This is a genomic window from Streptomyces montanus (genome assembly GCF_005786655.1).
Taxonomy (GTDB): domain Bacteria; phylum Actinomycetota; class Actinomycetes; order Streptomycetales; family Streptomycetaceae; genus Streptomyces; species Streptomyces sporangiiformans.
On the sequence record NZ_VBZC01000029.1, the window covers coordinates 13,690 to 35,407 of the forward strand.

A 21,718-nucleotide genomic window follows, 5' to 3' on the forward strand; every position below is an offset into this window, starting at 1 on the left:
ACGATCCGCCGGCCCCTCCTCCGCGCTACAGGTACAGCCCGGCGTCCGCGCCCTCGCGAGCGCCCGGAACCGACGTCGGTGACGTGCCCCGGCGCAGGGCGTACAGCTCGGCCAGGGTCGCGCCCTCGCGGCCCACGCCCTCCTCGGTGCCCAGCCAGTTCACCGACTCGCGGTGGGTCAGGGGGCCGACCTCGATGCGGGCCAGGCAGCGGCCGGGGCGGACGACGGCCGGGTGGAGGCGCTCCAGGTCCTCGTTCGTCGTGACGCCCACCAGGACGTTGCGGCCCTGTCCCAGCAAACCGTCGGTGAGATTGAGCAGGCGCGACAGGGCCTGACCCGCCGTGTGCTTGGCCTCGCCGCGGATCAGTTCGTCGCAGTCCTCCAGGAGCAGCAGCCGCCAGCGCCCCTTGCCCGTGCTGTCGTCCTCGCCGATGGCGATGTCCATCAGATAGCCGACGTCAGAGAAGAGGCGCTCGGGGTCCAGGACGCAGTCGACCTGGCACCAGTCCCGCCAGGAGCGGGCCAGGGTGCGCAGCGCCGAGGTCTTGCCCGTGCCCGGCGGGCCGTGCAGCAGGAGCAGCCGGCCCGCGATGTCCTCCGGCGTGGTCTTCATCAGGTGGTCCATCGCGTCCGCCACCGGCGCGGTGTAGTTCGGCCGTACCTCCTCCCACGTACCCGCCGAGATCTGGCGCGTGGTGCGGTGCGGACCGCGCCTCGGTGAGACGTACCAGAAGCCCATCGTCACGTTCTCGGGCTGTGGCTCCGGGTCGTCGGCCGCGCCGTCCGTGGCCTGGCCGAGTACCTTCGCGGCGAGCTCCTCGCTGGTCGCTGTGACCGTGACGTCGGCACCGCGGTTCCAGCGCGACACCAGCAGCGTCCATCCGTCCCCCTGGGCGAGCGTGGCGCTGCGGTCGTCGTCGCGGGCGGATCGCAACACCTGGGCATCCGGTGGCAGCAGAGTCGCCCCGGACCGCACCCGGTCGATGTTCGCGGAGTGCGAGTGCGGCTGCTCGCCCGTCGCGAAGCGGCCGAGGAACAGCGCGTCGACGACGTCCGACGGCGAGTCGCTGTCGTCGACGTTGAGCCGGATCGGCAGAGCGTCGTGTGGGTTCGCAGACATGCCGCCATGATCCGTCACCGAGGCGTCTTATGCACCGAATTTCCGCGGCCCGTCCGTGGGGTCTCCTGACGCGGGCCCGGTCGAAGGCTCTTCGGGTGGGGAGTCCGGGGGCGCACCTCCAGGAAATGCAGCCCCAGGTGTGCACCGGAAGCTGCCCTACCGCCGCCCCACGACGTTACTGTTGTCCTTGATGGGACGTCATGGGTGGAATTCGGGGGCGCGGCGGTGGCGACTCACCGCTCTGCTCGGCGTGGGCGTGGCCGCTCTGGCCCTGGTGCTGACCTTGATCAACACCCTGCCCGGGGACGAGGGAAGCGCCGCCGGCACGACACGCGACGGCGACAAGGTGCACGGCACGCCCGCCCTCCCGCGGGGGGAGACGAAACCGGACGTCGGATGGGGCTTCACCCACACCCAGTTCAGCGCCGACGAGGGCAGCGACGCCGCCACGAAACGGGTGGAGAAACGCCTGCGCGCACAGCCCCTGCCGCAGATCCAGCACATCATGGGCTGGGGCTCGGGCAACCCCGAGCCGGTCAAGGGGCTCTACGACTTCGAGGACATGGACCGTCGTATCGACTTCATCCGTGAGTCACGCGGCACCCCGGTCGTCACCCTGTGCTGCGCCCCGGACTGGATGAAGGGCGGCAAGTCCGGCTCCGACAACACCGACTGGAGCCAGGAGGCCCTGGAGACCGCCCCCGAGCGCGCCCATTACAAGGACTTCGCCGCGCTCGCCGCGACCGTCGCCAAGCGCTATCCGGACGTACGCCACTTCGTCGTGTGGAACGAGTTCAAGGGTTTCTGGAACGACGCCGAGGCGCGTTGGGACTACGAGGGCTACACCGAGCTCTACAACCTGGTCTACAAGGCGCTCAAGAACGTCAACAAGGACATCCGGGTGGGCGGTCCCTATCTGGTGATGGACAGCCTCGACCCGCGCGAGGAAGACGCCTCGACCACGGTGAAGGGCCCGTGGGGCGCCATGGACCAGCGCATCCTCGACGCCTTCGACTACTGGAACAAGAACAAGGCGGGCGCGGACTTCGTCGTGGTGGACGGCTCCAGCTACACCAAGGACGACGAGCTGCTGCCCGACGAGTTCGCGGCCACCGCCAAGTTCACGGCCGTCTCCCGCTGGGTGCGCGAGCGGACCCGCGGCCTGCCGCTGTGGTGGGCCGAGTACTACGTGGAACCGGCCGACGCCGACGACGAGCGGGAGGGCTGGTCCGAGCCGCGCCGTGTCGCCGTCCAGGCGTCAGGCATGATCGCGATGGCCCGCGGCGGCACCACCTCCGCCTTCTACTGGAACCCCGAGAACGAGAAGGGCTCCGCCTGCGCCGGCTGCCTCTGGTCTCCGACCGACACCAGCGACGGCGGTAAGGCCTTGCCCATGCTCGACCTGCTCTCCCGCTTCAACAAGGAGTTCCCGCCGGGCACGAGGTACGAGAAGGTGTCCGTCGCCGCCGACGACGTGCCCAACGTACGGGTCCTCGCCGACGACAAGGCGGTCGTCGTCGTGAACACCCTGGACCGGGAGATCAGCGTGAAGGTCGACGGGAAGCGGTTCGACATGGGCGCGTACGGGGTGAAGTGGCTGAACCGCTGAACCGCTCAGCCACTGAACCGCTGAGCCACTGAACCACTCACCGGCCCCGCCCCGCACCCCGCGCGCCTCACGCCATCGTCACGAACCGCTGCACCAGCGAGGCCAGCAGCACCGCCAGCAGCGGCAGTGAGAACCAGAAGCTGCTCTGCAGCCACCGAAGTTGCCGCACGCTCGGCCGCACGGCCACCCGTACCACCTCGCGTACCGTCAGCAGCACGATCAGCGCGATCGCCGCGAGCCCGCCCACGACCGACCAGGGCGTCCAGGTCACCTGAGGGCCGATCGGCCCGGGATCGGGCTTCGCGACCTTGCCCTCCGGCTGATCGCGCATGGTGTACATGGTCACGTCGTCGTTGACGAAGACCTTCTTGAGCTCCTGCCGGTCGTCGAGGTGGCGGATGAGCCGGGACTCCCAGCTCGCCGAGTAGCCCACATCCATCTGGAGATAGATCACCTGGCTGCGGTTGATCATGAGGTACGAGTTGGGGCCGGCGTCCTTGAGTGACTTCACCAGGCCCGACACCAGTACCGGATCGGCGGGCGCGAGCGTCGGGACGTACTCCACCTTCTCCATGTCCCGGGTGCCCCAGGGCATCGCGGGCGTCACGTTGTCCACCGTGTCATTGCTCATCCACAGCAGCCGTGTGGTCGGCTTGTCGTGCTGGTACACGTACTCCATGGCGGCGACCTCGCCCGGACGGATCCGCTCGAAGGGCTCGTTGCCCCAGCGGGCCAGCAGGAATCCGCCGATCAGGAGCAGCCCCGCCATCAGGGCGGCGAGCGGCGCGAGACTCACCCGGTCGCGCTCCCGCTCCTTCGCGGTGACTCCGGTGCGGGGGAAGAGGGCGAGTCCGGCGAGCAGCGCCGCGCCCGGCAGGGCGAACATGAATACGCGCAGGGCCATCTCGCCGCCGTACGACTGCATGCCGAAGCCCAGGAACGGCACGAAGGTGAGGACGAGCAGCGACCGTTCGCGGTACTTGTGGTCGCGCCGCCGCCACCAGCCCCAGCAGGCGAGCGCCATCACCGAGCCGGCGAGGGCCACGCGCGCGTACAGCACGAGTTTGTGGCTCGAACTGCCCTCGCCGATACGGCCGGAGACCGACGACGACACATTGCCGCCCACTCCGCCGACCCCGCCGAACATCTCGTCGAAGTGTCCGGACCAGTACGGCTCGGCGAGGAAGCCCACCCATACGGTCACCATGACGGCGAACAGAACGGGCAGGCCCCGCAGTTCGGAGCGGCCGATCATGACGAGGACCGTGAGGACGCCCAGCATCACGAACGGCGTGAGCTGGTGTGCCGGGACCGTCGCCATGAACAGGCCGATCAGGACCATCAGCAGCACGGCCCGCTGGCGCCGGTTCGTCGGCTCGACCTCCAGCTCGCCGGGACGCTGTTTGGTCCACAGCACGCGCGGCGCCCGGAACCACACGAGCAGGATCGCCACGAAGACGAGATACAGCAGGTAGGTGAAGCCCTGCGGCGAGAAGTAGTCCTGGCCGACCCAGCCGCTGAGCACGAAGACCCACACGCCCGTCCACTTGGCCCGCCAGCCCGCGCGCATATGGCGTACGAGCAGGAACATCGGCGCCAGATAGAGGAGTTGCATGGTCAGCGGCCACCAGCGGATGACCTCGGTGAGGTCGTCGACCCCGCAGGCCTTCGCGACGAACGCGGCCGCCGCGAAGAAGCCGGGCCAGCTCCAGCGCGCGTCCAGGTCGGGCACGGCCGAACCGGTCCGGTCGATGTACTCCAGGAACCCGAGGTGCTGCCAGGCCGTCGCGAACCGCGGTTCGGTCTCGATCACCGCGGGCAGCGCGTGCAGCGAGACGACGGTGGCCAGCAGGGTGACCAGGAGCAGCCCCCTGTGCTCGCGGTTGCGCCAGAGCAGCGAGGCGAACACCGTGACCAGCAGCGCGGCCCCGGCCAGTGTGGGCAGGGGCAGGATGGACACCAGCCCGAGCCCGCCCATCCGGTCGAGGTCCCTCTCCCCGAGGGCGGACACGGGCACCCAGTACAGGACGAGCGCGGCCAGCAGCAGACAGCCGAGCACCACGCCGACCCGGGTGGGCCGCAGTCGCTCCCACGGAGACGACGGGGATCCGGCCGACGGTCCGGCCGACGGCACGGGTTGCTGTCCCGGCTGCTGTCCTGGCTGCTGTCCGGGCGGCGCACCGGTCTCGTCGGCGTCTCCCTGGTGCCCCTCGTGTTCCTCGTCTCCCTCGCGCTCTTCGTATTCCTCGCGTCCCCGATGGACGAGCGCGGAGGTGCCGAACGGCGCGTCGACCTCGACCTCGGCCTCGACATCGGCCGGTCCCAGGGAGGTCTCGCTGCCCGGTTCCCGCTCCTCGACGGGCAGGCCCACCTCTCGCCGTGGCCCCGGGAGCTGGAGGGGCGCCCTGAGCGCCCAGGTCGGCCGGTGATCTGTCCGGTGATCGGCCCCGTGCTCAGGCCCGCGATCCGGCCGCTGTTCGGGCCGTTGGACCGCCGGTGACCCGGTGGGCGGCGTCCCCGGGCCGGGCCGTACGTCGGGCCGCCGCTCCAGGTGGTCGAAGTCGAGTTGGACGCCGAGCGCGAGGGTGTCCGAGTCGAGCTTCTGCGCCCAGGCCGGACCGCGCCCCTTCGTCGGCTCGTCCTTCTCGGCCGCCGGCACGTCACGGGCGCCCAGGTCCGCGAGGTCCCCGTCGGGGGCCGCGTCCTCGGGCACGGCGGCCGGCGGCGCGGTCCTGACGATCCGGTACAGCTTGGGTGCGGCGAGCGTCACGATCACCGCGAGGGCGGAGATCTCCGCGACACCCGCACCCGTCAGGCCCATACGGGGCAGCAGGATCAGCGTGAGACCGAGTACCAGCACGCACAACAGGCCCTGCAGCCAGGCGAGCCCGGCGGTGCGGCTCTGGGCGCGCAGCACCGCGAAGTAGGTCTCCATGACCACCCGCAGCACGGCGCCCACCGCGAACCAGCGCAGCAGAGGTGTGGCGGCATCCGCGTATCCCTGGCCGAACACGCCCAGGATGTACGGCGCCCCGAAGAACAGCACCGCGCACACCGGCAGCATGATCCGGGCCATCCGGCGCAGCGCCGCCCGGGTGTTCGCCGCGAGCCGCGCGGGATCGTGCGAGCCCTCGACGGTGAGCGAGGCACCCATGTTGATGGCGAGCAGGTTGACCGTGCCGCCGATGGTCGTGGTGATGTAGAAGTACGCGTTGTCCGCGTCGCTGACCTGCACGGCGACGATCACCGGGATGAGGTACACCACGGCGAGCGAGAACAGCGAGCCGGTGTAGTCGCCCGCGAGGAACCGGCCCATCTCCTTCAGCGTCGGCGGCCGCGCGTGGTCCTCCGTCGCCTTCACATGCCGGGGCACCAGACGCCGGAACACCAGCCAGCCCAGTGGCAGTACGGACACCGCGATGGCCGCGACCCACGACACGAACACACCCGCGGTGGGGATCGCCGCGGCGAACGCGACGAGCAGCACCAGCTTCACCGCCGAGAACACTGTGTTCCCGACCGGCACCCACAGCGCGCTGCGCAGTCCGGTCAGCACCCCGTCCTGGAGCGTCAGCAACGACCAGGCGACGACGGCCAGGATGAAAATGAGGCCGTTGACCGGGTCGTGCAGGAAACGGTACGAGGATCCCCAGACGTTCGGCGTGAGCAGGAAGACGCCCGCGGCCAGCGCCACGATCACCGAACTGCCCGCGTACGTCCGCAGGATGAGGCGTCCCGTGCCGCGTCCCGCGACCGGGATGAAACGCGCGAGAGCGCCCGTCAGCGTCACCGCGGTGAGCCCGGCGAGGAGCTTCATCGCGGCGATGGCGGCGGAACCCTGGCCGACCGCGGAATCGGAGTAGTAGCGGGCCGCGGCCAGCCAGAAGCCGAGCCCGAGCACGGCGGAGATCCCGGTGTTGAGCATCAGGGCATAGGCGTTCCGGAACAGCTGGCTGCCCCCTGATCCCTTGCTCATTCCGGGCAGGCGCAGCCGACGGCCGGACTGCTGTTCGGCCACCCCGGTCGCGGGCGTCTCGGGCTGGGCTGTGGTCGTGTCAGACACGGGAACGGATGGCCTTCCGGACCTGTCGTGCTCTTCGGACCATGGCGTACCCCTTGGTGAGGGCACGGTCCCTGGCGAAGTTGCGGGCGATGGCGCGGCCCTCGACGAGCCGCTCGAACTCCTCGATGCCGGTGTTGCGGTGGACGGTGACCCGCTGCAGTGCGTACGGCCCCTGGCGCCTGCGGGCCAGGGCGTTGCCGACGGCCAGCGCCTGGCCGTATCCCGCCTCGCGTACGGCCTCGCGCACGCGGCGGCTGGAATAGCCGTAGGGGTACGCGAACGAGACGGGCGCGCTGCCCAGTTCGTCCGCGACGATCTCCCTGCAGCGCGTCAGCTCGAACCGGAGCGTGTCGTCCGTGAGCTGGTCGAGCTGCGGGTGCGTATGGCTGTGACCGCCGATCTCGACGCCCTCGTCCGCGAGTTCGCGCACCTGGTCCCAGTCGAGCATCGTGTCCAGGCCGCCCCCGGTGTCGTACGTACCGCGCAGCCAGCCCGTCGAGACGAACAGCGTGGACGCGAAGCCGTGCTTGGCGAGCACGGGCAGCGCGTGCCGGTGCACGCCTTCGTAGCCGTCGTCGAAGGTGATGAGCACGGGACGCTCGGGCAGTGGTCCCGTGGCGCGCCACCACCGCGCCAGCTGGGCGGTGCTGACCGGAGTGAACCCGAGGTCGTCGATCAGGGCCATCTGCTCGGCGAACGCCTCGGGCGCCACGGACAGGGCCCGTGTGGCGTCGTTGGGCGCGGTCGAGACGGCGTGGTACATGAGGATGGGCACAGGGGCGTTCATCGGGCATCACCCCAGGTCCCGCACACACGTGTACCGCTCATGCCGCTGCCCCCTCGTCGCCCGGGACCCCCTCGATCTCCACCACGGAGAAGGTGGGGCCACCCCTGCGTGCCCGGACGCTCCCGAGTACGTACCCACCCGCCGCGGTCGCCACTCCGGCCACGATCGCGGCCGCCCGGCCCGCACCGCCGGGGCGGGCGAGCAGCGCGTCGCGCAGCCCTCGGGCCACCCCGGCGGGCAGCACGCGCGTGGTGTAGCGGCGCTCGGACTCAAGTCCCTTGTCGGCCCCGACACTCCGGGCGACCAGCGCCTTCGACAGCCCCTCCGCGTATGCACGCGTGCGGAAGTACGCGAAGTGCTCGCGTGCCGCCGGCACCCGGTGGTGGATCACCGCGCGGTCGTCGATCAGCAGGACCGCGTCCGGCCTGGCGCGGGTGAGACGGATGCACAGCTCCGTCTCCTCGCAGCCCAGCGGCCGCTTGTCGCCGTCGCGCCCGATGCCGGTCGCGAAGCCGCCCGCCGCGTCGAACGCCGTACGGCGGAACGAGGCGTTGCCGCCGAGCACGTTGCGCACCGGTACCCGCCCCGGAGGCAGGCCCTTGTACGTGCAGCCCACGACCCAGTCGAACTCCTCCGGAAACCAGGCCGGCCGACGGCCCGAGGCCCAGATCGGCATCGTCCGGCCGCCGACGGCCATCACCCGCGGGTCCGCGTACGCCGCCGCGAAGTGGCGCAGCCAGTCGCGCTCGGCCACCGCGTCGTCGTCCAGGAACGCGATGACCTCGCCGTAGGAGGCGGCGATGCCGGTGTTGCGGCCGGCGGACAGGCCTCGGGGGCCCGCGTTCGCGAGCACCCGGACCTCCCGCGTCTCCTTGTACTCCTGGGAAAGCCGGTCCAGGAGTGCCCGGTTGTGGTCCACGACCAGGAGCGTCTCCAGGGCCGGGCGGGACTGCGCCCGCACCGAGGAGACCGCCGCCAGGATGTCCTCCCAGCGGTCCTCGGTGTAGACGCAGATCACCACGGAGATGTCGGGTGAGCTCAAGACATCTCTCCCCGGGTGGTGTGGAGCGCGACCGCGTGAGGACGGCGGCGCAGCGAACGGCGGTTGGAGCGCTCCTTGAGGATCACCTTGAGGACCCGCAGCCCGTCCCGGACGGCGCGCAGATTGCTCGCGCCGTGGATCCGCAGATACTCGTGGCTCGGAATCTCCTGGACCTTCAGCCCGGCCTTGACCACCCGGATGTTCATCAGGGTCTCCACCTCGAAGCCGGTGCAGTCGAGGTCGATCTTGTCGAGGCAGTGCCGCCAGAACGCGTTGTAGCCGTAGCAGAGGTCGGTGTAGCGCGCGCCGAACTTTCTGTTGACGGCCGTGCACAGCGCCCAGTTGCCCAGCTTGCGGATGGGCGTCATGTCGTCCGTGCCGCCGCCGTTGGCGAACCGCGACCCCTTCGCGAAGTCCGCGCCGGAGACCAGCGCGGAGACGTACGACACGATCTCCTGGCCGTCGGCCGAGCCGTCCGCGTCGACCATCACGATGATGTCGCCGGTGGACGCCGCGAACCCGGTGATCAGGGCATCCCCCTTGCCCTTTCCGAGCTGCTTCACCACCTTGACGTCCGGCCACAGATCACGGGCCACGGCGACGGTGTCGTCCGTGGAATTGCCGTCGACGAGCACGACTTCGTGGATCCAGTCGGGCAGCGTCTTGAAGACGTAGGGAAGATTCTCCGCCTCGTTCATGGCGGGAATCACGACACTCACCGGAGGCGCGATGGCCAGGTGAGATGAGATGGGCCGGTACTTCTTCGTGGCCAACGACGGATCCTGACCCGAAACCGCCGGGCGCAGAAAAGAACTCATGAGTCTGGTCCCTCTCGTCCGGTGGACCGCCCGCCCCTGGGCGGTCCGGCATTGTGTCCGGTTCGAAAGGGGGGTTCTCACTTACGGCATGCCGAAATGGATCTCCGTGCACGCCGGGTGAGCTGGCAAAACTGGCCGACGGGCAAAGTCGGTCTCGCGGCACGGCTCGATACGGATGTGGTCACCGAGCACGGCACCCCCCTACCGCGCCCCGCGCCGGAACCATCGCGGTCCTTGAGCCCTCCCCTAGAGCCGCTACTGATGGGCCGATGCGGGTGGATGTACGACGATATTGATGATTCAGTCCCTATGGCAAGACCTGGAACGAGACCTCACATTTTCGTTGTTTTGGACGTTACCTGACCACTCGCGCGGATTTTGCCCATCCGTTTGAGTATTTTGTCGGCCGGCTCCAACAGTTCCGGCCGCGCCAGCACCGCGTTCCGCAACGCCCGGACCGGAGCGCGTCGCGCCCGGTGCCCGAACGCCACCGGATGGCGGCGCGTCACCCACCCCTCGGACACGGTGAGTTCACGTGTCTTCAGGGAGTCCTTGTATTCCTTCTGACCCCGGCCCAGATCCAGATAGGCGATGCCGTCGGCGGCGGCCGCCTCGGCCATGCGCAGATGCAGGACAAGACCGGGGGAGTACTTCGAGAACGCGGGGTCGTACGCCGGGAACCAGCACGCCAGCACCCGCTCGGAACGCAGTCCGAAGTGCGCGGCGACCGGCTGGCCGTCCGCGTAGAGCACCGACAGGATCCCGGCGAACGGCTCGGAGCGGGTGTGGAAGAGCTGGTGCACCAGCCGGGTGATCCAGGGGTGTGCGAAGCGGTCGCTGCGCCCGGTTCTGCGGTACTGCGCCGACTTCCACTCCATCAGGGTGCGCAGTGCCGCGGGATCACGCTCGTCGTGCACATAGCGCAACTCGCCATGGTCACGGCCGAGCTTGCGTTCCTTGGCGAGTGTCGTCCTCGTGAACTTCGGCGACTGGGCCCTCAGTCGGCCCAGATAGACCTCGTACCCCTGGTCGACGTCCATGACGGGGGACGGGAACCTGCCGGAGGCCTCGGCCTCGAACGTCGTCTGGCCCTCCGCCAGGTGGTCGAACTCCCACACCGCGAGCCCGCAGGCCCGCAGCAGCTGCCGCGCGTCCCAGGTGAAGCCGGGCCGGTGCACCAGGCCCTGGCAGTCCGAGACGCCGAGACCGATGGCCCGTCCGACGCCGGTGGTGGTCCGCTGGAACGGGAAGAAGGCGGCGGGCTCTCCGTTTTCTCTGACGACCGCGATGCGCACGCCTCGCCGGCAGCGTCCCACCGCGAGCGTGAACTCCGGCGACAGGAACGGGTTCGCCAGCTCGGCCGAGCCGTTGAGGTGAGCCTTGGACTGCAGTGCCGTCCACGCCGCCCGGTCGGCGGCGGTCAGTTGACCGGGACGGTACACACGGATGTCCACGTCAGGAAGCCCGTCTTCTCGCTGTACGGCCACGCAGCCGCCGTACCAGGACCAGCAGGAGAATGAGTGAGCTGAGCGCGGCGACGGCCACGATCCCGCCCCGGACCGACCATCGGTGCACAGCCAGCATGCCCTGGGCGACCAGGAGATTGACGGCTATCGCCGCTGTCAGAGACGCCACGGTCCGGCCGAACGGTTCCAGCCCGCGCAGCGCGGCCGCCACCGCCGTACCGGGCGCGGCCAGCAGGAAGAAGAGCGTGAACGGGGCGCGCAGCGGTGAGTTCACGTCGATGAGTGCGAGCACCGCACCGACGCCCGCGATGGCCGCCGCGGCTCCCGCGAGCAGCGGCAACAGGTCCCTCCCCGGATCCTGTCGCGGCGGCCCGCCGCTGTCTGATGAAGATGACTTGATGCCTAAGGTCTGCATTGGCGACTTTGCCCCCCGAAGCGCCGGATGCCGGGCTTCAATGTGGCGCAGCGGGCGTCGGGCCGTCAAGACGCGGAAGTGTCACGTGCCCGCGACGGGCAGGCTCAAGGGAGTTGGGGGCTCGACACAGCTTTGTCATGTCTTAGTCATGGGTAGGAAACGAAGTACACGGTGAACGCGTCGATGACTCCCGGTCGGTCCTGAAAAGTCTTGGCATGGACACTTCCTATCAACGCGCGTAGCCGCTACGAAAGTTATGGCAGAGATCCTGCTAAAGGGAGGTTCCATGAGACGTTCCCGACTCACGGCAACCGTGACCTCGCTCCTCCTCGCCGCCGCGTTCGCCCTCACCGGGGCCACGGCGGCACAGGCATCCCCAGCGGCCGCAGCCACCGGTTATGTGGCCCTCGGCGACTCCTACTCCTCCGGTGTCGGCGCGGGTGGATACATCGCCTCCAGCGGTGACTGCAAGCGCAGTACGAAGGCATACCCGTACCTCTGGGCCGCTGCCCATTCACCCTCGTCGTTCCACTTCACGGCCTGCTCGGGCGCTCGTACGAGTGATGTCGTGGCGAACCAGCTGGGCCCGCTCGGCTCCGGCACGGGTCTGGTCTCGCTCTCCATCGGCGGCAACGACGCCGGCTTCGCCGACGTCATGACCACCTGTGTGCTCCAGTCCGAGCAGTCCTGCATCGCCCGCATCAACACGGCGAAGGCGTACGTCGACTCGACGCTGCCCGGAAGGCTCGACACCGTCTACTCGGCTATCAGCGCCAAGGCTCCGGCGGCCCAAGTGGTCGTCCTGGGCTACCCCCGCTTCTACAAGCTGAACGGCAGTTGCGTGGCCGGCCTCACCGAGGGCGAGCGGTCCGCGATCAACGACGCCGCCGACTATCTGGACAGCGCCATCGCCAAGCGTGCCGCCGACCACGGCTTCACCTTCGGCGACGTCCGGAGCACCTTCACCGGACACGAGATCTGCTCGGGCAGCTCCTGGCTGCACAGTGTCAACTGGCTGAACATCGGCGAGTCGTACCACCCGAACGCGGCCGGCCAGTCCGGCGGATATCTGCCCGTCCTCGACCGCGTGGCCTGAGCGCTATTGCGTAGTGGAGGCCCCGCCCGTCGGGGTCTCCGTCTCGCACGTCACGGAGAACGCCACCGAGTTGGACGTCGTGTGCACCGGGCCGCGCACCTCGACGCTCATCTCGTTCTCGTAGGTACCGTCCTCCTCGTACGTCGTCTCCACATGGTTGACCTGCTGGGACTTGTCACCGCCGGAGAACGAGAGCGTCTTCCAGCCCGGGTCGGACGGCTCGCCGCTCTTCGTCACCCAGCGGTAGTCGACCTTCACCGGGACGCGGCCCACCGTGAGGGTCGCCGTGAATGTGGGTGCCTCCGCCCCGGGCGGTGGACAGACGCCGCTGTACCGCGTGTTGGCCCCGGTCAGGGTGACCTTGACCGACTGGGGCGGGGGAGTGGTCGTCCGGCCGCCGCCGGTGGTCGAGTCGCCGGTCGTGCCGGAGCTCTCGGTGGTGGTGCCGCCGTCGCTGCCACCCCCGTCGCTTCCGTCGCTCCCACCGCTCCCGCCGTTGTCGCCGCCGTCCGTCGAACCGCCGGTGGAACTCCCGCCGTTGGAGCCGCCGCCGGTACTGGCGCTGTTGCCCCCGCCGCCTCCGTCGTCTCGGTTGACCAGGGCGTACGTCAGTCCTGCGAGGGCGAACGCCAGGGCGGCCATGCCCGCGATCACGGCGACCGTCGCACGGCGCGGGTGGGCGGGCTCCGCGGTGGTGGTCGCGGCGGCCGGGGTGCGCGACGCCGTGGAAGCCGTGGCTGCGGGCTGCGGTGGGGTCGGGTGAGGGGCCGCTTGGTGGTGGGACGGCTGGGGGTTGGCCGCGACGGTCGGTGCGTAGGCGGCGGAGCCCGTACGGGGCGTGCCGCCCGCGCCGATCAGCCGCAGGTCCCGCTCGGCGGCCTCGGCCGAGAGCCGCTCGGCCGGATCCTTGCGCAACAGGCCCTCGATGATCGGCGTGAGAGGGCCGGCGCGACGCGGCGGCGGCAACTCCTCGTCGACGACCGCGCGCAGCGTGCTGAGCGGGGTGTGCTGACGGAACGGCGAACTGCCCTCGACCGCCGCGTACAGCAGCACACCGAGCGACCACAAGTCGGACTCGGGACCCGGTGTACGCCCCAACGCCCGCTCCGGAGCCAGGAATTCGGGAGAGCCGATCACCTCGCCGGTCATGGTGAGCGCGGAGCTCCCCTCGACCATGGCGATGCCGAAGTCGGTGAGGACGATGCGGCCGTCGTTCGCGATCAGTACATTGCCGGGCTTCACGTCGCGGTGCAGGACCCCGGCCTCGTGCGCGGCGCGCAGGGCCGCCAGCACCTCGGCGCCGATGTGCGCGGTGCGCTGCGGCGGCAACGGGCCCTCGGCGTCCAGGAGATCGGAGAGCGCGAGTCCGCGGACCAGCTCCATCACGATCCAGGGGCGGCCTTCCTCCATGGCCACGTCGTAGACCGTCACCACGTTCCGGTTCGAGACGCGGGCGGCCGCCCACGCCTCGCGCTCCAGGCGGGCGTACATCCGCTCGACCTCGGGGGTGGGCAGCCCGGCCGGGGCGCGCACCTCCTTGACGGCGACCTCGCGGTGCAGCACCTCGTCACGGGCGCGCCACACGGTCCCCATCCCGCCCTCGCCCAATGGGGACAGCAGTCGGTAGCGCCCCGCGATCACCCGTTCACTGCCCGGCTCTTCGGACACGGAAGCCCCCCATTCGCAACCGCACGATTCAGAACAAAAGTAGCTCAACCGAGCGCGGTTGCCGCCCCCTTGAACACCAATCCAGCCCCAAGCGCCACCACAACGAACGCGGAGCCGAGCGGGGCGGACCGCCGGACCAGGCCGGCGGCGCGCCCGCTCGACCACCGGGCGCCGTTCTCGATGGCCTTCGACACCCGGCTGCCGACCTTGACCACCGCGAACCCGGCCGCCGTGAGCGTGAGCGCGAGCCCCGCGCCGTACGCCAGCACGAGCAGCAGCCCGAACCAGGCCTTGCCGAGCGCGGCGGCACCGACGAGGACGACGATCGCTGAGGGACTGGGGACGAGGCCTCCGGCGAAGCCGAGGAGGAGGGTGTCCTTGAGGGTGGGGGGTCGGGTGTGGCTGTGGGAGTGGGAGTGGGCATGGCCGTGAGCATGGGTGTGGTCATGCCCGTGGTCGTGGCTGTGGCTGCTGTCGTGGTCCTCGTCGTGTCCGTGAGTGTGGCTGTGTCCGTGTCCATGACTGTGGCCATGGCCGTGATCATGTGAGTGACCGTGACCGTGACCGTGACCGTGACCGTGACCGTGGCCGTGCGTGTGCCCGTGCCCGTGGCCCCGTGTGCGCCAAGCCCGGCGTACGAGGGTGGCGCCCGCGACGGTGACGACGATGCCGCTGGTCACGCCCAGCCAGGCGATGACTGAGGGGGCGGCCGCCGAACCGGCGACGACGAGCAGACCGAGGGCGACCACGCCGAGCGTGTGGGTGACGGTCACCGAGGCGGCGAGCGGCAGGACGTCGCGGAGCGTGGCCGTGCCGCGGGCGGCGGCCGTGGCGGCCATGATCGTCTTGCCGTGGCCCGGGGCGAGGGCGTGCATGGCGCCGAGCAGCACGGCGATGGAGAACGCGAGCGCCGCGAAGCCGAAGCTCAGGTCTTGGCGGGCCACGAGTGAGTCGAGGGCGCGGGTCCAGCGGTCGGCGCCGCGCGGCAGTACGGAGGCGGCCGGGGCGTCGGACTGCTCCTCGGCGAGGGCGTCGCCACCGGGGCGGACACGCAGGGACGCGGTCGCCGTGTTCTCCGGGGACGACAGCAACTTCTCGGGGTAGCTGGTCAGTTCGCGGGAGACGGACTTCTGGGGAACGTCCGAGGAGGTGAGCGTCATCTCGTCGCCGCGTGCGGTGATCTCGCGCCAGCCGGGGCCGTTGCCGGCGGAGCCGTGGAAGCGCAGGGAGAGGTTCCCCTCGGGCAGCGGCGCCGTCCAACGGCACTCCACCCGCAGGGTGTCCAGGCCCGCCTGCCCGGGCCGCACGCGGGCGCGGCTCTCGCCGGCGGTGAGCGCGACCTGCCGCCCGCCCACGGTCACCCGGCTCTTCCGGGCCGCCGTCTCGCACCGCTCCCGGGCCCAGTCCGCCCTGCCCACCTTGTCGATCTGGGGCTTGGCCTGGGTCGCCGGGATCTCCGCGAGGTCTTCCACATGGTCGACCCGCAGTTTCTCGGGACCGACGACGAGACCGTCGTAACGGTTGACGGTGAAGTTCCCGAGCGGGTGAGCGGCCGCGGTCCCGGCGGGTACGAGCAGCAGGGCGCAGGTGGCCACCAGGAGGGCCACACAGGCGGCGAAACGGCGGCGGGGCAAGGAGCTCCTCCGGTTCCTTCGGTACATGTCCCGGATCCTGGCGCTCACTTGGCACCACCCAGCGCGTCCAGGGCCGACCGGGCCACCTTCGCTCCCAGAGGCGAGAAGCCCGGGTTGAGTTCCAGGGCGGCGGAGAGGCTGTCGCGGGCCTCCCGCTCGTGGCCGGTGGCGCGTTCGATCATGCCGCGGTGGTAGAGGAACGTCGCGTCGCGGTAACCGGTCGCCGTGGCGCGGCGGGCGTAGGGGAGGGCCTCCGCGTCACGGCCGTTGACGTGCAGGGCCCAGGCGAGGGCGTCCGCGGTGTGCACGGTGTGGCGGCGGTCCCAGTCGTCGCGGGCGGCGCGCAGGGCGGCCTTGCGGTCGCCGTGGTCCGCCGCCGCGAGGGCCGTGTCGAGGTCCACGTTGACGCCGTTCGCGCGGGCCAGCGCGGTCCACGCCTCGACCAGGGCGTACTGCTCGCGGGCCTTCGCCCGGTCGCCCTTGCCGTCGCGGGCCTCGTACAGCTCGCCCAGCGCGACCAGCGGGCCGGGCAGCGGATAGCCGGCCACGACCTCCTCCATGCCGCGGATCGCGGCCGCGCGGTCGCCGTTCGCGGCCTGGGCCCTGGCGCGGCCCTCCAGCGCGGGGAGGTACGCCCCGTCGGCCCGCAGCGCCCGCGTGTAGAACGTCAGCGCCTTCTCGTACTTGCCCTCGCGCCAGGAGAGTTGGCCGAGCGACGTCGCCACGTACGCGACGTCGCCGGGTGCCGTGGCACTGGCGAGCGCCTGCTCCAGTACGCGCCGTGCCGTCGGTACGTCACCGCGCAGCTCGCGTACGTAGGCGTACCGCGTGAAGACCGGAACGCCGGGGCGGCGGGCGTCGGCCTCGTCGGTGGCCTTCAACGCCTCGTCGTAGCGGCCGAGTTCGACCAGGGCGTCGATCCGCGAGGCCAACGCCCGTTCGCTGTACGGGTTCTGGTCCAGCGCCTCGTCCGAGTACCGCAGCGCCCCGCGGAAGTCGTGCCGCGCCGCGGCCAGCGCCGCCCGGCCCGCGAGCGCCGGGTCGTTGTCGGGGCGCACCTTCAGCGACCGGTCCAGCGCGCGCTGAGCCTGCGGATACCGCGACGGGTCGCCCTTGGTGCGCGCCTGCTCGACATACGCGATACCCAGTGTGGCCCAGCCGGTGAAGTCCTTGGGCTGCGCTTTCAGATGGGACTGGAGCGCGGAGATACTCGCGTCGAGGCTCCCGCTCGCCAGCAACTCGGGTGTGACAGCGGGCGCCGACGCCGCGGTACTCGCTCCGCTGTCGTCCCGCGCCCCCATGACCACGGCCGCCGCGGTCATGGCGACGGCGAGAGCGACGGCGCACGCGGCGAGCCGCAGCGCGCGTCGCCGCCTGGACTCCCGCCGTGCCTCGGGCGCTTCGGCACCGAGGCCCGTCGCGCGTTCGTCGGCGTGCGGAGTGTCCCCAGCGGACAGGACCGCGACTTCGCCGGCTGTGGGGGTGTCCGCGCCCAGGGCGGGCGTGCCCTCGGCCCGGGAAGCGCCCGCGTCCAGGTCGATCTGCAGAGGGGCTTCGCTCGACGAGCGTGACGTGTCCTGGTCGCCCCGGGAAGCGCCCGCGCCGGAGCCGGGCACCCTCTTGTCTGCCCGTGGGGTTGCGTCCCCGGAGGGGAGGGCCTCTGTGCCTGCCTCGGGTGGTTCGCCGCCGGCTTCGGGTGTGGTCTCGCCCGCCTTGGGCGCGCCCGTGCTCGACTGGGGTGTGCTCTGGTCTGTGCGGAGGGCGCTTGTGCCGGGCCGGGGTGTCTTCGTGTCTGTCAGGGAGGTGTGGTCGCCAGGTTCGGGTGTGCTCGTATCCGCCCGGAGGTCACCCGTGCCGGGCCGAGGTGTCCCTGCGTCGGCCCGGGAAGGGCTCTCGCTGGAGCCGGGCGCGTTCGCGTCGGCCTGGGGGCGGGCTTGGCTGGAGCCGGGCGCGTCTTCGCCTGCCTGGGTCGCGTTCTCGCTGGGGCCGGGGGTTTTCTCGGTGGAGCCGGGCGCGTTCGCGTCGGCCTGGGGGCGGGCCTGGCCGGAGTCGGGCGTGCTCTCGTCGGCCGGGGGAGCGTGCTCACTGGTGGTGTCCGCGCGTGGGCCGCTCTCGCTGGAGTGGGAGGCGCCCTCGTCCGAGGGGGGCGCGGTCTCCGTGGAGCCGGAGGCGGCCGGTGTGGACTCGGGAGGCCGGGGCGTGCCGCCGTTCTGCTGGAGCGGGGTGCCGGCGACGGGGGCCTTGTGCGTGGCCTCGTCGGCGCGGTTCCTCTCCTGCGCGTCCTCGTTCGTGCGCGGGGACATGCCCTCTCCTCATTGTCCTGGGCGGAAGCGAAAGTCGTGGGGGTGAGCGGCGCGGCCCGCGCCGTGGGGGATTGTGGGTACGGGCCGCGCCAGCCGGTGGGGCGGCTCAGTAGTAGCCGTTGACCCGGCGACGGCTGCGCCACCAGAGCACGCCGGTGCCGAGCAGCAGGAACCCGGCCGCGCCGGAAACCGCCGAGACGGCGATCAGCGTGGTGTCGTCCATGCTGGTGATGTTGCCGGTGCCGCTGGTTCCCGCGGGCGTCAGCGCGTCGCCGAGCTGGTTGCGGACATCGCCCTTGGTGGCGTCTGTGCCCTTGGCCAGCGGGCCTCGCGAACCAGAGGTCGGCTCGGCCACGAACGGGAACTCGTTCTCGAACTTCTTGTCGTTCTCGTCGACCGCGTCGCCCAAGTCGTTCTTGGCGCCCAGCAGTTCACCCTCGACGACCTGCAGCGAGGCGTCGATCACGTCGTCGGTGAGCCGGCGCCCGTTCGGGAAGCCCGCGTTGTCGCCGTCGAGTACACCGAGCCGCTTCGGCTTTTTCGCCGGCTTGATCGAGGTGTTGAGCCGCAGCATCTCCGAAGGCGTCACATGCGGCGGTTGGTTGAGCCCGTCCACACCCTTGAGGAAGACGTCCACCAGGTCGTTCCTGGGCTCGTCCGGCGCCGGGATCTTGTAGATCGCCTCGATGAGCTTCGGCAGCTCGGGGTTGGTCACGTTCTTCAGGAACTGGCCGTCGTCCCACGGCGCGGACGCGTTGAACGTGTCCTTGTCCTTCAGCGGGTTGACGACCTCGTTCACCAGCGGGTTCCCGAGCCGCGAGACCTGCCGGAAGTGCCCGGACGCGCTCTTGCGGTTCGTCGTCGTCCAGATGCCGACGTTCGGCTGTTCGGCCGACTCCCGGATCACGTCGTTCGGCAGCTGCAGCGCGATGGAGTTGACGTTGTATTCCTTGAGCGTGTCATTGCCGACCTCGGTCAGGTTCCCCCCGTACAGCAGGTCGAAGACACGCAGATCCGCGAAGAACGGATCGTCCGCCTGACCGGCGAACGTCTTGGCCTGGTAGCCCCCGATTTCCTGGACCGCCTGGTCGCGCAGCTTGCCGTAGTCCGGCATCGACGCCTTGCCGACGTTCGACGGCGCGACCGGCACGTCGTCCGCGATCTGCGTCCGCTTGACGAGGTGCTGGTCCTTCAGCTGCAGCAGCTCGATGTCGTACGACTGCGTGATGTTCAGGTCGGGGTCGTCCAGGCTCTCGACCGGGCCCGTGTTGTACAGGAAGCTCTTGTCGTTCTTGACGTCCGTGTCGAACGTGTAGCGGAAGAGCAGATCGCCCTGCGCGTCCCCGTCCTTGTCGATGTGGATGTCGTACTGGGCGTCCTCCGCGAACGTGTAGAAGTTCGGTCCGCCCGCCGGTTCCTCCATCGGGATCACGTTCGCCACGATCGTCGTCGTGTCCGGCTTGTCGGGGCTGGCGAACGCGTACAGGTCCGTGTTGTCGAACTGCGGTTGGCCCGAGATCAGCGGGGCTTCCCGGTGGCTGGAGGCGCTCGCCGTTCCCGGTTCGAGCGCCGTCACGCCGGCGGCTGCTAGCCCCCCGGCAGCCAGCGCACCACAGACGAGGGTCGCGAGGCTCCTGCGTCCCACGATCCTTCGGGTGTTAGGTGTCATGCCGTCCGTCCTCTGTTACAAGCTGCGTACCGGCGGTTCTGGCGAGAGACGGCGAACGGTTGTCGTCCGGTCGGCCCTTGCACTCGTGCCGTGTGTTTTTGTTGCCTGTCAATCGCCATTCGGTACGGCTGGGCGGGCGGATTGGTTCGACTTTCACCCGCATTTCTGAGGCAGTTGATCCGTAACCCCATCCGGAGGCGCTCTCGCGCCGAATGATTGAGTGAGCGGGGACGGGCCCTACGAGGCCGGAGAGAGGGGAACGGGTGGAGGCTGACGAACTTCTGGTGCTCGTGGCCGGAGGCGACCAGAAGGCCTTCGAGGAGCTGTACGGACTGGTGTCCGGGCCGGTCTTCGGCCTGGTGCGCCGCGTGGTGAGAGATCCGGCCCAGTCGGAGGAGGTGGCCCAGGAAGTGCTGCTCGAACTCTGGCGCTCCGCCGGGCGGTACGACCCCGCCCGCGGCAGCGCGCTCGCCTGGGTCCTCACCCTCGCGCACCGCCGGGCGGTCGACCGGGTCCGCAGCGCCCGCGCGGCCGGCGAGCGCGAACTGCGGATGGCCCGGCGCGCGAACGGGCCCGCCTTCGACCATGTCGCCGAGGAGGTGGAGGCCGGCCTCGAACGTGAATGGGTGCGCCGCTGCCTGGACCGGCTCACCGCGCTGCAACGCCAGTCCGTCACCCTCGCCTACTACGACGGCTACACGTACCGTGAAGTGGCCGAGCGGCTCTCCTTGCCGCTCGGCACCGTCAAGACGCGTATGCGCGACGGACTCACGCGGCTGCGGGAATGCCTGGGAGGTGCCGTATGACCGTCCTCTTCAGGCGCCGCGAACTGCACTCGCTCGCCGCCCCCTACGCGCTCGACGCCCTGGAACCGCCCGAACAGCAGCGTTTCGAGAAGCACTTGAGGCGCTGCGACCGCTGCGCCGCCGAGGTGCGCGCGCTGCGCGAGGACGCGGTCCGCCTCGCCTGGTCCACGGCCGCCCCGGCCCCGGCCGCGCTGCGCGACCGGGTCCTCATGGCCGTACGTACGACACCCCAGGAGGGCGCCGCGGGGCCGACGCCACGCGCGCATGCCGCACAACAGCTGCCCGGCGCGTACGCCGCGCAACGACTGCCCGGTGCGCGTGCGGCCCAGCAGCGGCCACGCGCCCGTGGCTCGCGGTTGCAGGGCCTGCTGTCCCCCCTCGCGGCCACCACGGCCGCGGCCGCGCTCGTCGTCGCCGCGCTCTTCGGAGTCCAGGCGTCGCGCACCCAGGACCAGCTCGACCAGGAACGCGCCCAGGCACGTGAGATCGCCCACGTTCTCGGGGCACCGGATGCCCGTGCGACGTCCGGAGGTGACGCCGGCGGACAGGGCATCAGCGTCGTCGCGTCCGCCTCGCAGCACACCGCCGTGGTGACCGCCGCGAAACTCCGCAGACCTACGAACGGAAGGGTCCACCAGCTGTGGCTCATGCGACCCGAGGCGAAACCGCGCTCCCTGGGCCTGTTCGACGGCGACACGCCTTTGGTCGCCACCGACCTGAACACGGACGCGACCTCACTCGCTGTCACCGTGGAACCGCAGGGCGGCTCTCCACAGCCCACTACCGCACCCATTGTCCAACTCGCCCTAGAAACAGTTGGATTCGGAGAGTGACCGTCAACAGCCTTACTGGGAAGGTGAATCCTGCTCCCGGGATACACGAGTGTGATGAGGGAGCGATAGGGTTAACCTGCCCGGGCCGGGTGCCCTCGTACGGGTGGGGAGTGACATGGAACAGATAACAGTGCGTGGCAGGGCGCGAGTCCCTGCGATCACCTGCGGGAGCAGCGCAAGCAGCTCGCGCCTCGACCGCCATCTCTCGGTGATGGGTGGCCCCGCCATCCCTCAGGGCGAGACGGTCGAGGCGACGTCGCTGATGCGCGAGCTCACCGCACGTGACACCACGCACGAGCGCAACAGCAGGCTCGCGCGCGTGAGGCGGGTCTCGCTCTTCGCGCCGCTGCGTCGGCTGCGCCGTTCCCTGTTCGGCGGCCGCTGAGCAG

General features: G+C 70.5%; 16 protein-coding genes. 5 read left to right on the forward strand and 11 right to left on the reverse strand.

Features of this window, described 5'->3' with window-relative positions; genetic code table 11:
* Positions 1-25: 25 nt before the first annotated feature.
* Complete coding sequence (locus FE633_RS25165) at positions 26-1,120, reverse strand: DUF5925 domain-containing protein (RefSeq protein ID WP_138047464.1); 1,095 nt, start codon at positions 1,118-1,120, stop codon at positions 26-28.
* A 190-nt stretch (positions 1,121-1,310) separates the two neighbouring features.
* Here FE633_RS25165 and FE633_RS25170 point away from each other — a divergent pair, with 190 nt between their 5' ends.
* Positions 1,311-2,729 carry a GH39 family glycosyl hydrolase gene (locus tag FE633_RS25170; RefSeq protein ID WP_138047465.1) on the forward strand — a complete coding sequence of 473 codons (1,419 nt, stop codon included), beginning with the start codon at positions 1,311-1,313 and terminating at the stop codon, positions 2,727-2,729.
* A 67-nt stretch (positions 2,730-2,796) separates the two neighbouring features.
* Here the strand turns inward: FE633_RS25170 and FE633_RS25175 are convergent, their stop codons facing one another.
* The 6 genes from FE633_RS25175 to FE633_RS25200 form a co-directional block, all read right to left on the reverse strand.
* Complete coding sequence (locus tag FE633_RS25175) at positions 2,797-6,792, reverse strand: lipopolysaccharide biosynthesis protein (RefSeq protein ID WP_138047466.1); 3,996 nt, start codon at positions 6,790-6,792, stop codon at positions 2,797-2,799.
* Positions 6,785-7,579, reverse strand: coding sequence for a polysaccharide deacetylase family protein (locus tag FE633_RS25180; RefSeq protein ID WP_171060116.1), 795 nt, complete (start codon positions 7,577-7,579; stop codon positions 6,785-6,787). The genes FE633_RS25175 and FE633_RS25180 overlap by 8 nt, the downstream gene beginning before the upstream one ends.
* A gap of 37 nt (positions 7,580-7,616) precedes the next feature.
* Positions 7,617-8,621 carry a glycosyltransferase family 2 protein gene (locus FE633_RS25185; protein ID WP_138047467.1) on the reverse strand — a complete coding sequence of 335 codons (1,005 nt, stop codon included), beginning with the start codon at positions 8,619-8,621 and terminating at the stop codon, positions 7,617-7,619.
* Complete coding sequence (locus tag FE633_RS25190) at positions 8,618-9,439, reverse strand: glycosyltransferase family 2 protein (protein WP_138047468.1); 822 nt, start codon at positions 9,437-9,439, stop codon at positions 8,618-8,620. Before FE633_RS25190 ends, FE633_RS25185 begins: the two co-directional genes overlap by 4 nt.
* 332 nt (positions 9,440-9,771) lie before the next feature.
* Positions 9,772-10,893, reverse strand: coding sequence for a GNAT family N-acetyltransferase (locus FE633_RS25195; RefSeq protein ID WP_138047469.1), 1,122 nt, complete (start codon positions 10,891-10,893; stop codon positions 9,772-9,774).
* Between the two features lies 1 nt (position 10,894).
* Positions 10,895-11,245 carry a hypothetical protein gene (locus FE633_RS25200; protein WP_342791213.1) on the reverse strand — a complete coding sequence of 117 codons (351 nt, stop codon included), beginning with the start codon at positions 11,243-11,245 and terminating at the stop codon, positions 10,895-10,897.
* A 361-nt stretch (positions 11,246-11,606) separates the two neighbouring features.
* Between FE633_RS25200 and FE633_RS25205 the strand changes: the two genes are divergently transcribed.
* Positions 11,607-12,416, forward strand: coding sequence for an SGNH/GDSL hydrolase family protein (locus tag FE633_RS25205; RefSeq protein ID WP_171060117.1), 810 nt, complete (start codon positions 11,607-11,609; stop codon positions 12,414-12,416).
* Between the two features lie 3 nt (positions 12,417-12,419).
* On the opposite strand, the gene FE633_RS25210 is transcribed toward FE633_RS25205, so the two are convergent.
* From FE633_RS25210 to FE633_RS25225, 4 genes are all read right to left on the reverse strand, one after another.
* On the reverse strand, positions 12,420-14,084 hold the full coding sequence (locus tag FE633_RS25210) for a serine/threonine-protein kinase (protein WP_138047471.1): 1,665 nt from the start codon (positions 14,082-14,084) through the stop codon (positions 12,420-12,422).
* A gap of 44 nt (positions 14,085-14,128) precedes the next feature.
* A complete protein-coding gene (locus tag FE633_RS25215; RefSeq protein WP_138047472.1) occupies positions 14,129-15,745 on the reverse strand; it encodes a HoxN/HupN/NixA family nickel/cobalt transporter in 1,617 nt (538 codons plus the stop codon).
* Positions 15,746-15,762: 17 nt separating this feature from the next.
* The gene (locus FE633_RS47420; protein ID WP_138047473.1) at positions 15,763-18,021 is read right to left on the reverse strand and encodes a tetratricopeptide repeat protein; all 2,259 of its coding nucleotides are present in this window, start codon (positions 18,019-18,021) and stop codon (positions 15,763-15,765) included.
* 106 nt (positions 18,022-18,127) lie between these two features.
* Positions 18,128-19,690, reverse strand: coding sequence for a DUF4331 domain-containing protein (locus tag FE633_RS25225; protein ID WP_138047474.1), 1,563 nt, complete (start codon positions 19,688-19,690; stop codon positions 18,128-18,130).
* Positions 19,691-19,953: 263 nt separating this feature from the next.
* Between FE633_RS25225 and FE633_RS25230 the strand changes: the two genes are divergently transcribed.
* The 3 genes from FE633_RS25230 (at position 19,954) to FE633_RS25240 (ending at position 21,714) form a co-directional block, all read left to right on the forward strand.
* The gene (locus FE633_RS25230) at positions 19,954-20,496 is read left to right on the forward strand and encodes a sigma-70 family RNA polymerase sigma factor (RefSeq protein WP_119103422.1); all 543 of its coding nucleotides are present in this window, start codon (positions 19,954-19,956) and stop codon (positions 20,494-20,496) included.
* Complete coding sequence (locus FE633_RS25235) at positions 20,493-21,329, forward strand: anti-sigma factor (protein WP_138047475.1); 837 nt, start codon at positions 20,493-20,495, stop codon at positions 21,327-21,329. The genes FE633_RS25230 and FE633_RS25235 overlap by 4 nt, the downstream gene beginning before the upstream one ends.
* 115 nt (positions 21,330-21,444) lie before the next feature.
* Positions 21,445-21,714, forward strand: a complete 270-nt coding sequence (locus FE633_RS25240; protein WP_138047476.1) for a hypothetical protein — start codon at positions 21,445-21,447, stop codon at positions 21,712-21,714.
* Positions 21,715-21,718: the final 4 nt, after the last annotated feature.

Bases quoted from the DNA above. Each gene is read 5' to 3' on its own strand.
- FE633_RS25165 (WP_138047464.1), bottom strand. From the start codon at position 1,120: ATGTCTGCGAACCCACACGACGCTCTGCCGATCCGGCTCAACGTCGAC.
- FE633_RS25170 (WP_138047465.1), top strand. From the start codon at position 1,311: ATGGGACGTCATGGGTGGAATTCGGGGGCGCGGCGGTGGCGACTCACC.
- FE633_RS25180 (WP_171060116.1), bottom strand. From the start codon at position 7,579: ATGAACGCCCCTGTGCCCATCCTCATGTACCACGCCGTCTCGACCGCG.
- FE633_RS25190 (WP_138047468.1), bottom strand. From the start codon at position 9,439: ATGAGTTCTTTTCTGCGCCCGGCGGTTTCGGGTCAGGATCCGTCGTTG.
- FE633_RS25205 (WP_171060117.1), top strand. From the start codon at position 11,607: ATGAGACGTTCCCGACTCACGGCAACCGTGACCTCGCTCCTCCTCGCC.
- FE633_RS25215 (WP_138047472.1), bottom strand. From the start codon at position 15,745: ATGTACCGAAGGAACCGGAGGAGCTCCTTGCCCCGCCGCCGTTTCGCC.
- FE633_RS47420 (WP_138047473.1), bottom strand. From the start codon at position 18,021: ATGTCCCCGCGCACGAACGAGGACGCGCAGGAGAGGAACCGCGCCGAC.
- FE633_RS25225 (WP_138047474.1), bottom strand. From the start codon at position 19,690: ATGACACCTAACACCCGAAGGATCGTGGGACGCAGGAGCCTCGCGACC.
- FE633_RS25235 (WP_138047475.1), top strand. From the start codon at position 20,493: ATGACCGTCCTCTTCAGGCGCCGCGAACTGCACTCGCTCGCCGCCCCC.
- FE633_RS25240 (WP_138047476.1), top strand. From the start codon at position 21,445: ATGGAACAGATAACAGTGCGTGGCAGGGCGCGAGTCCCTGCGATCACC.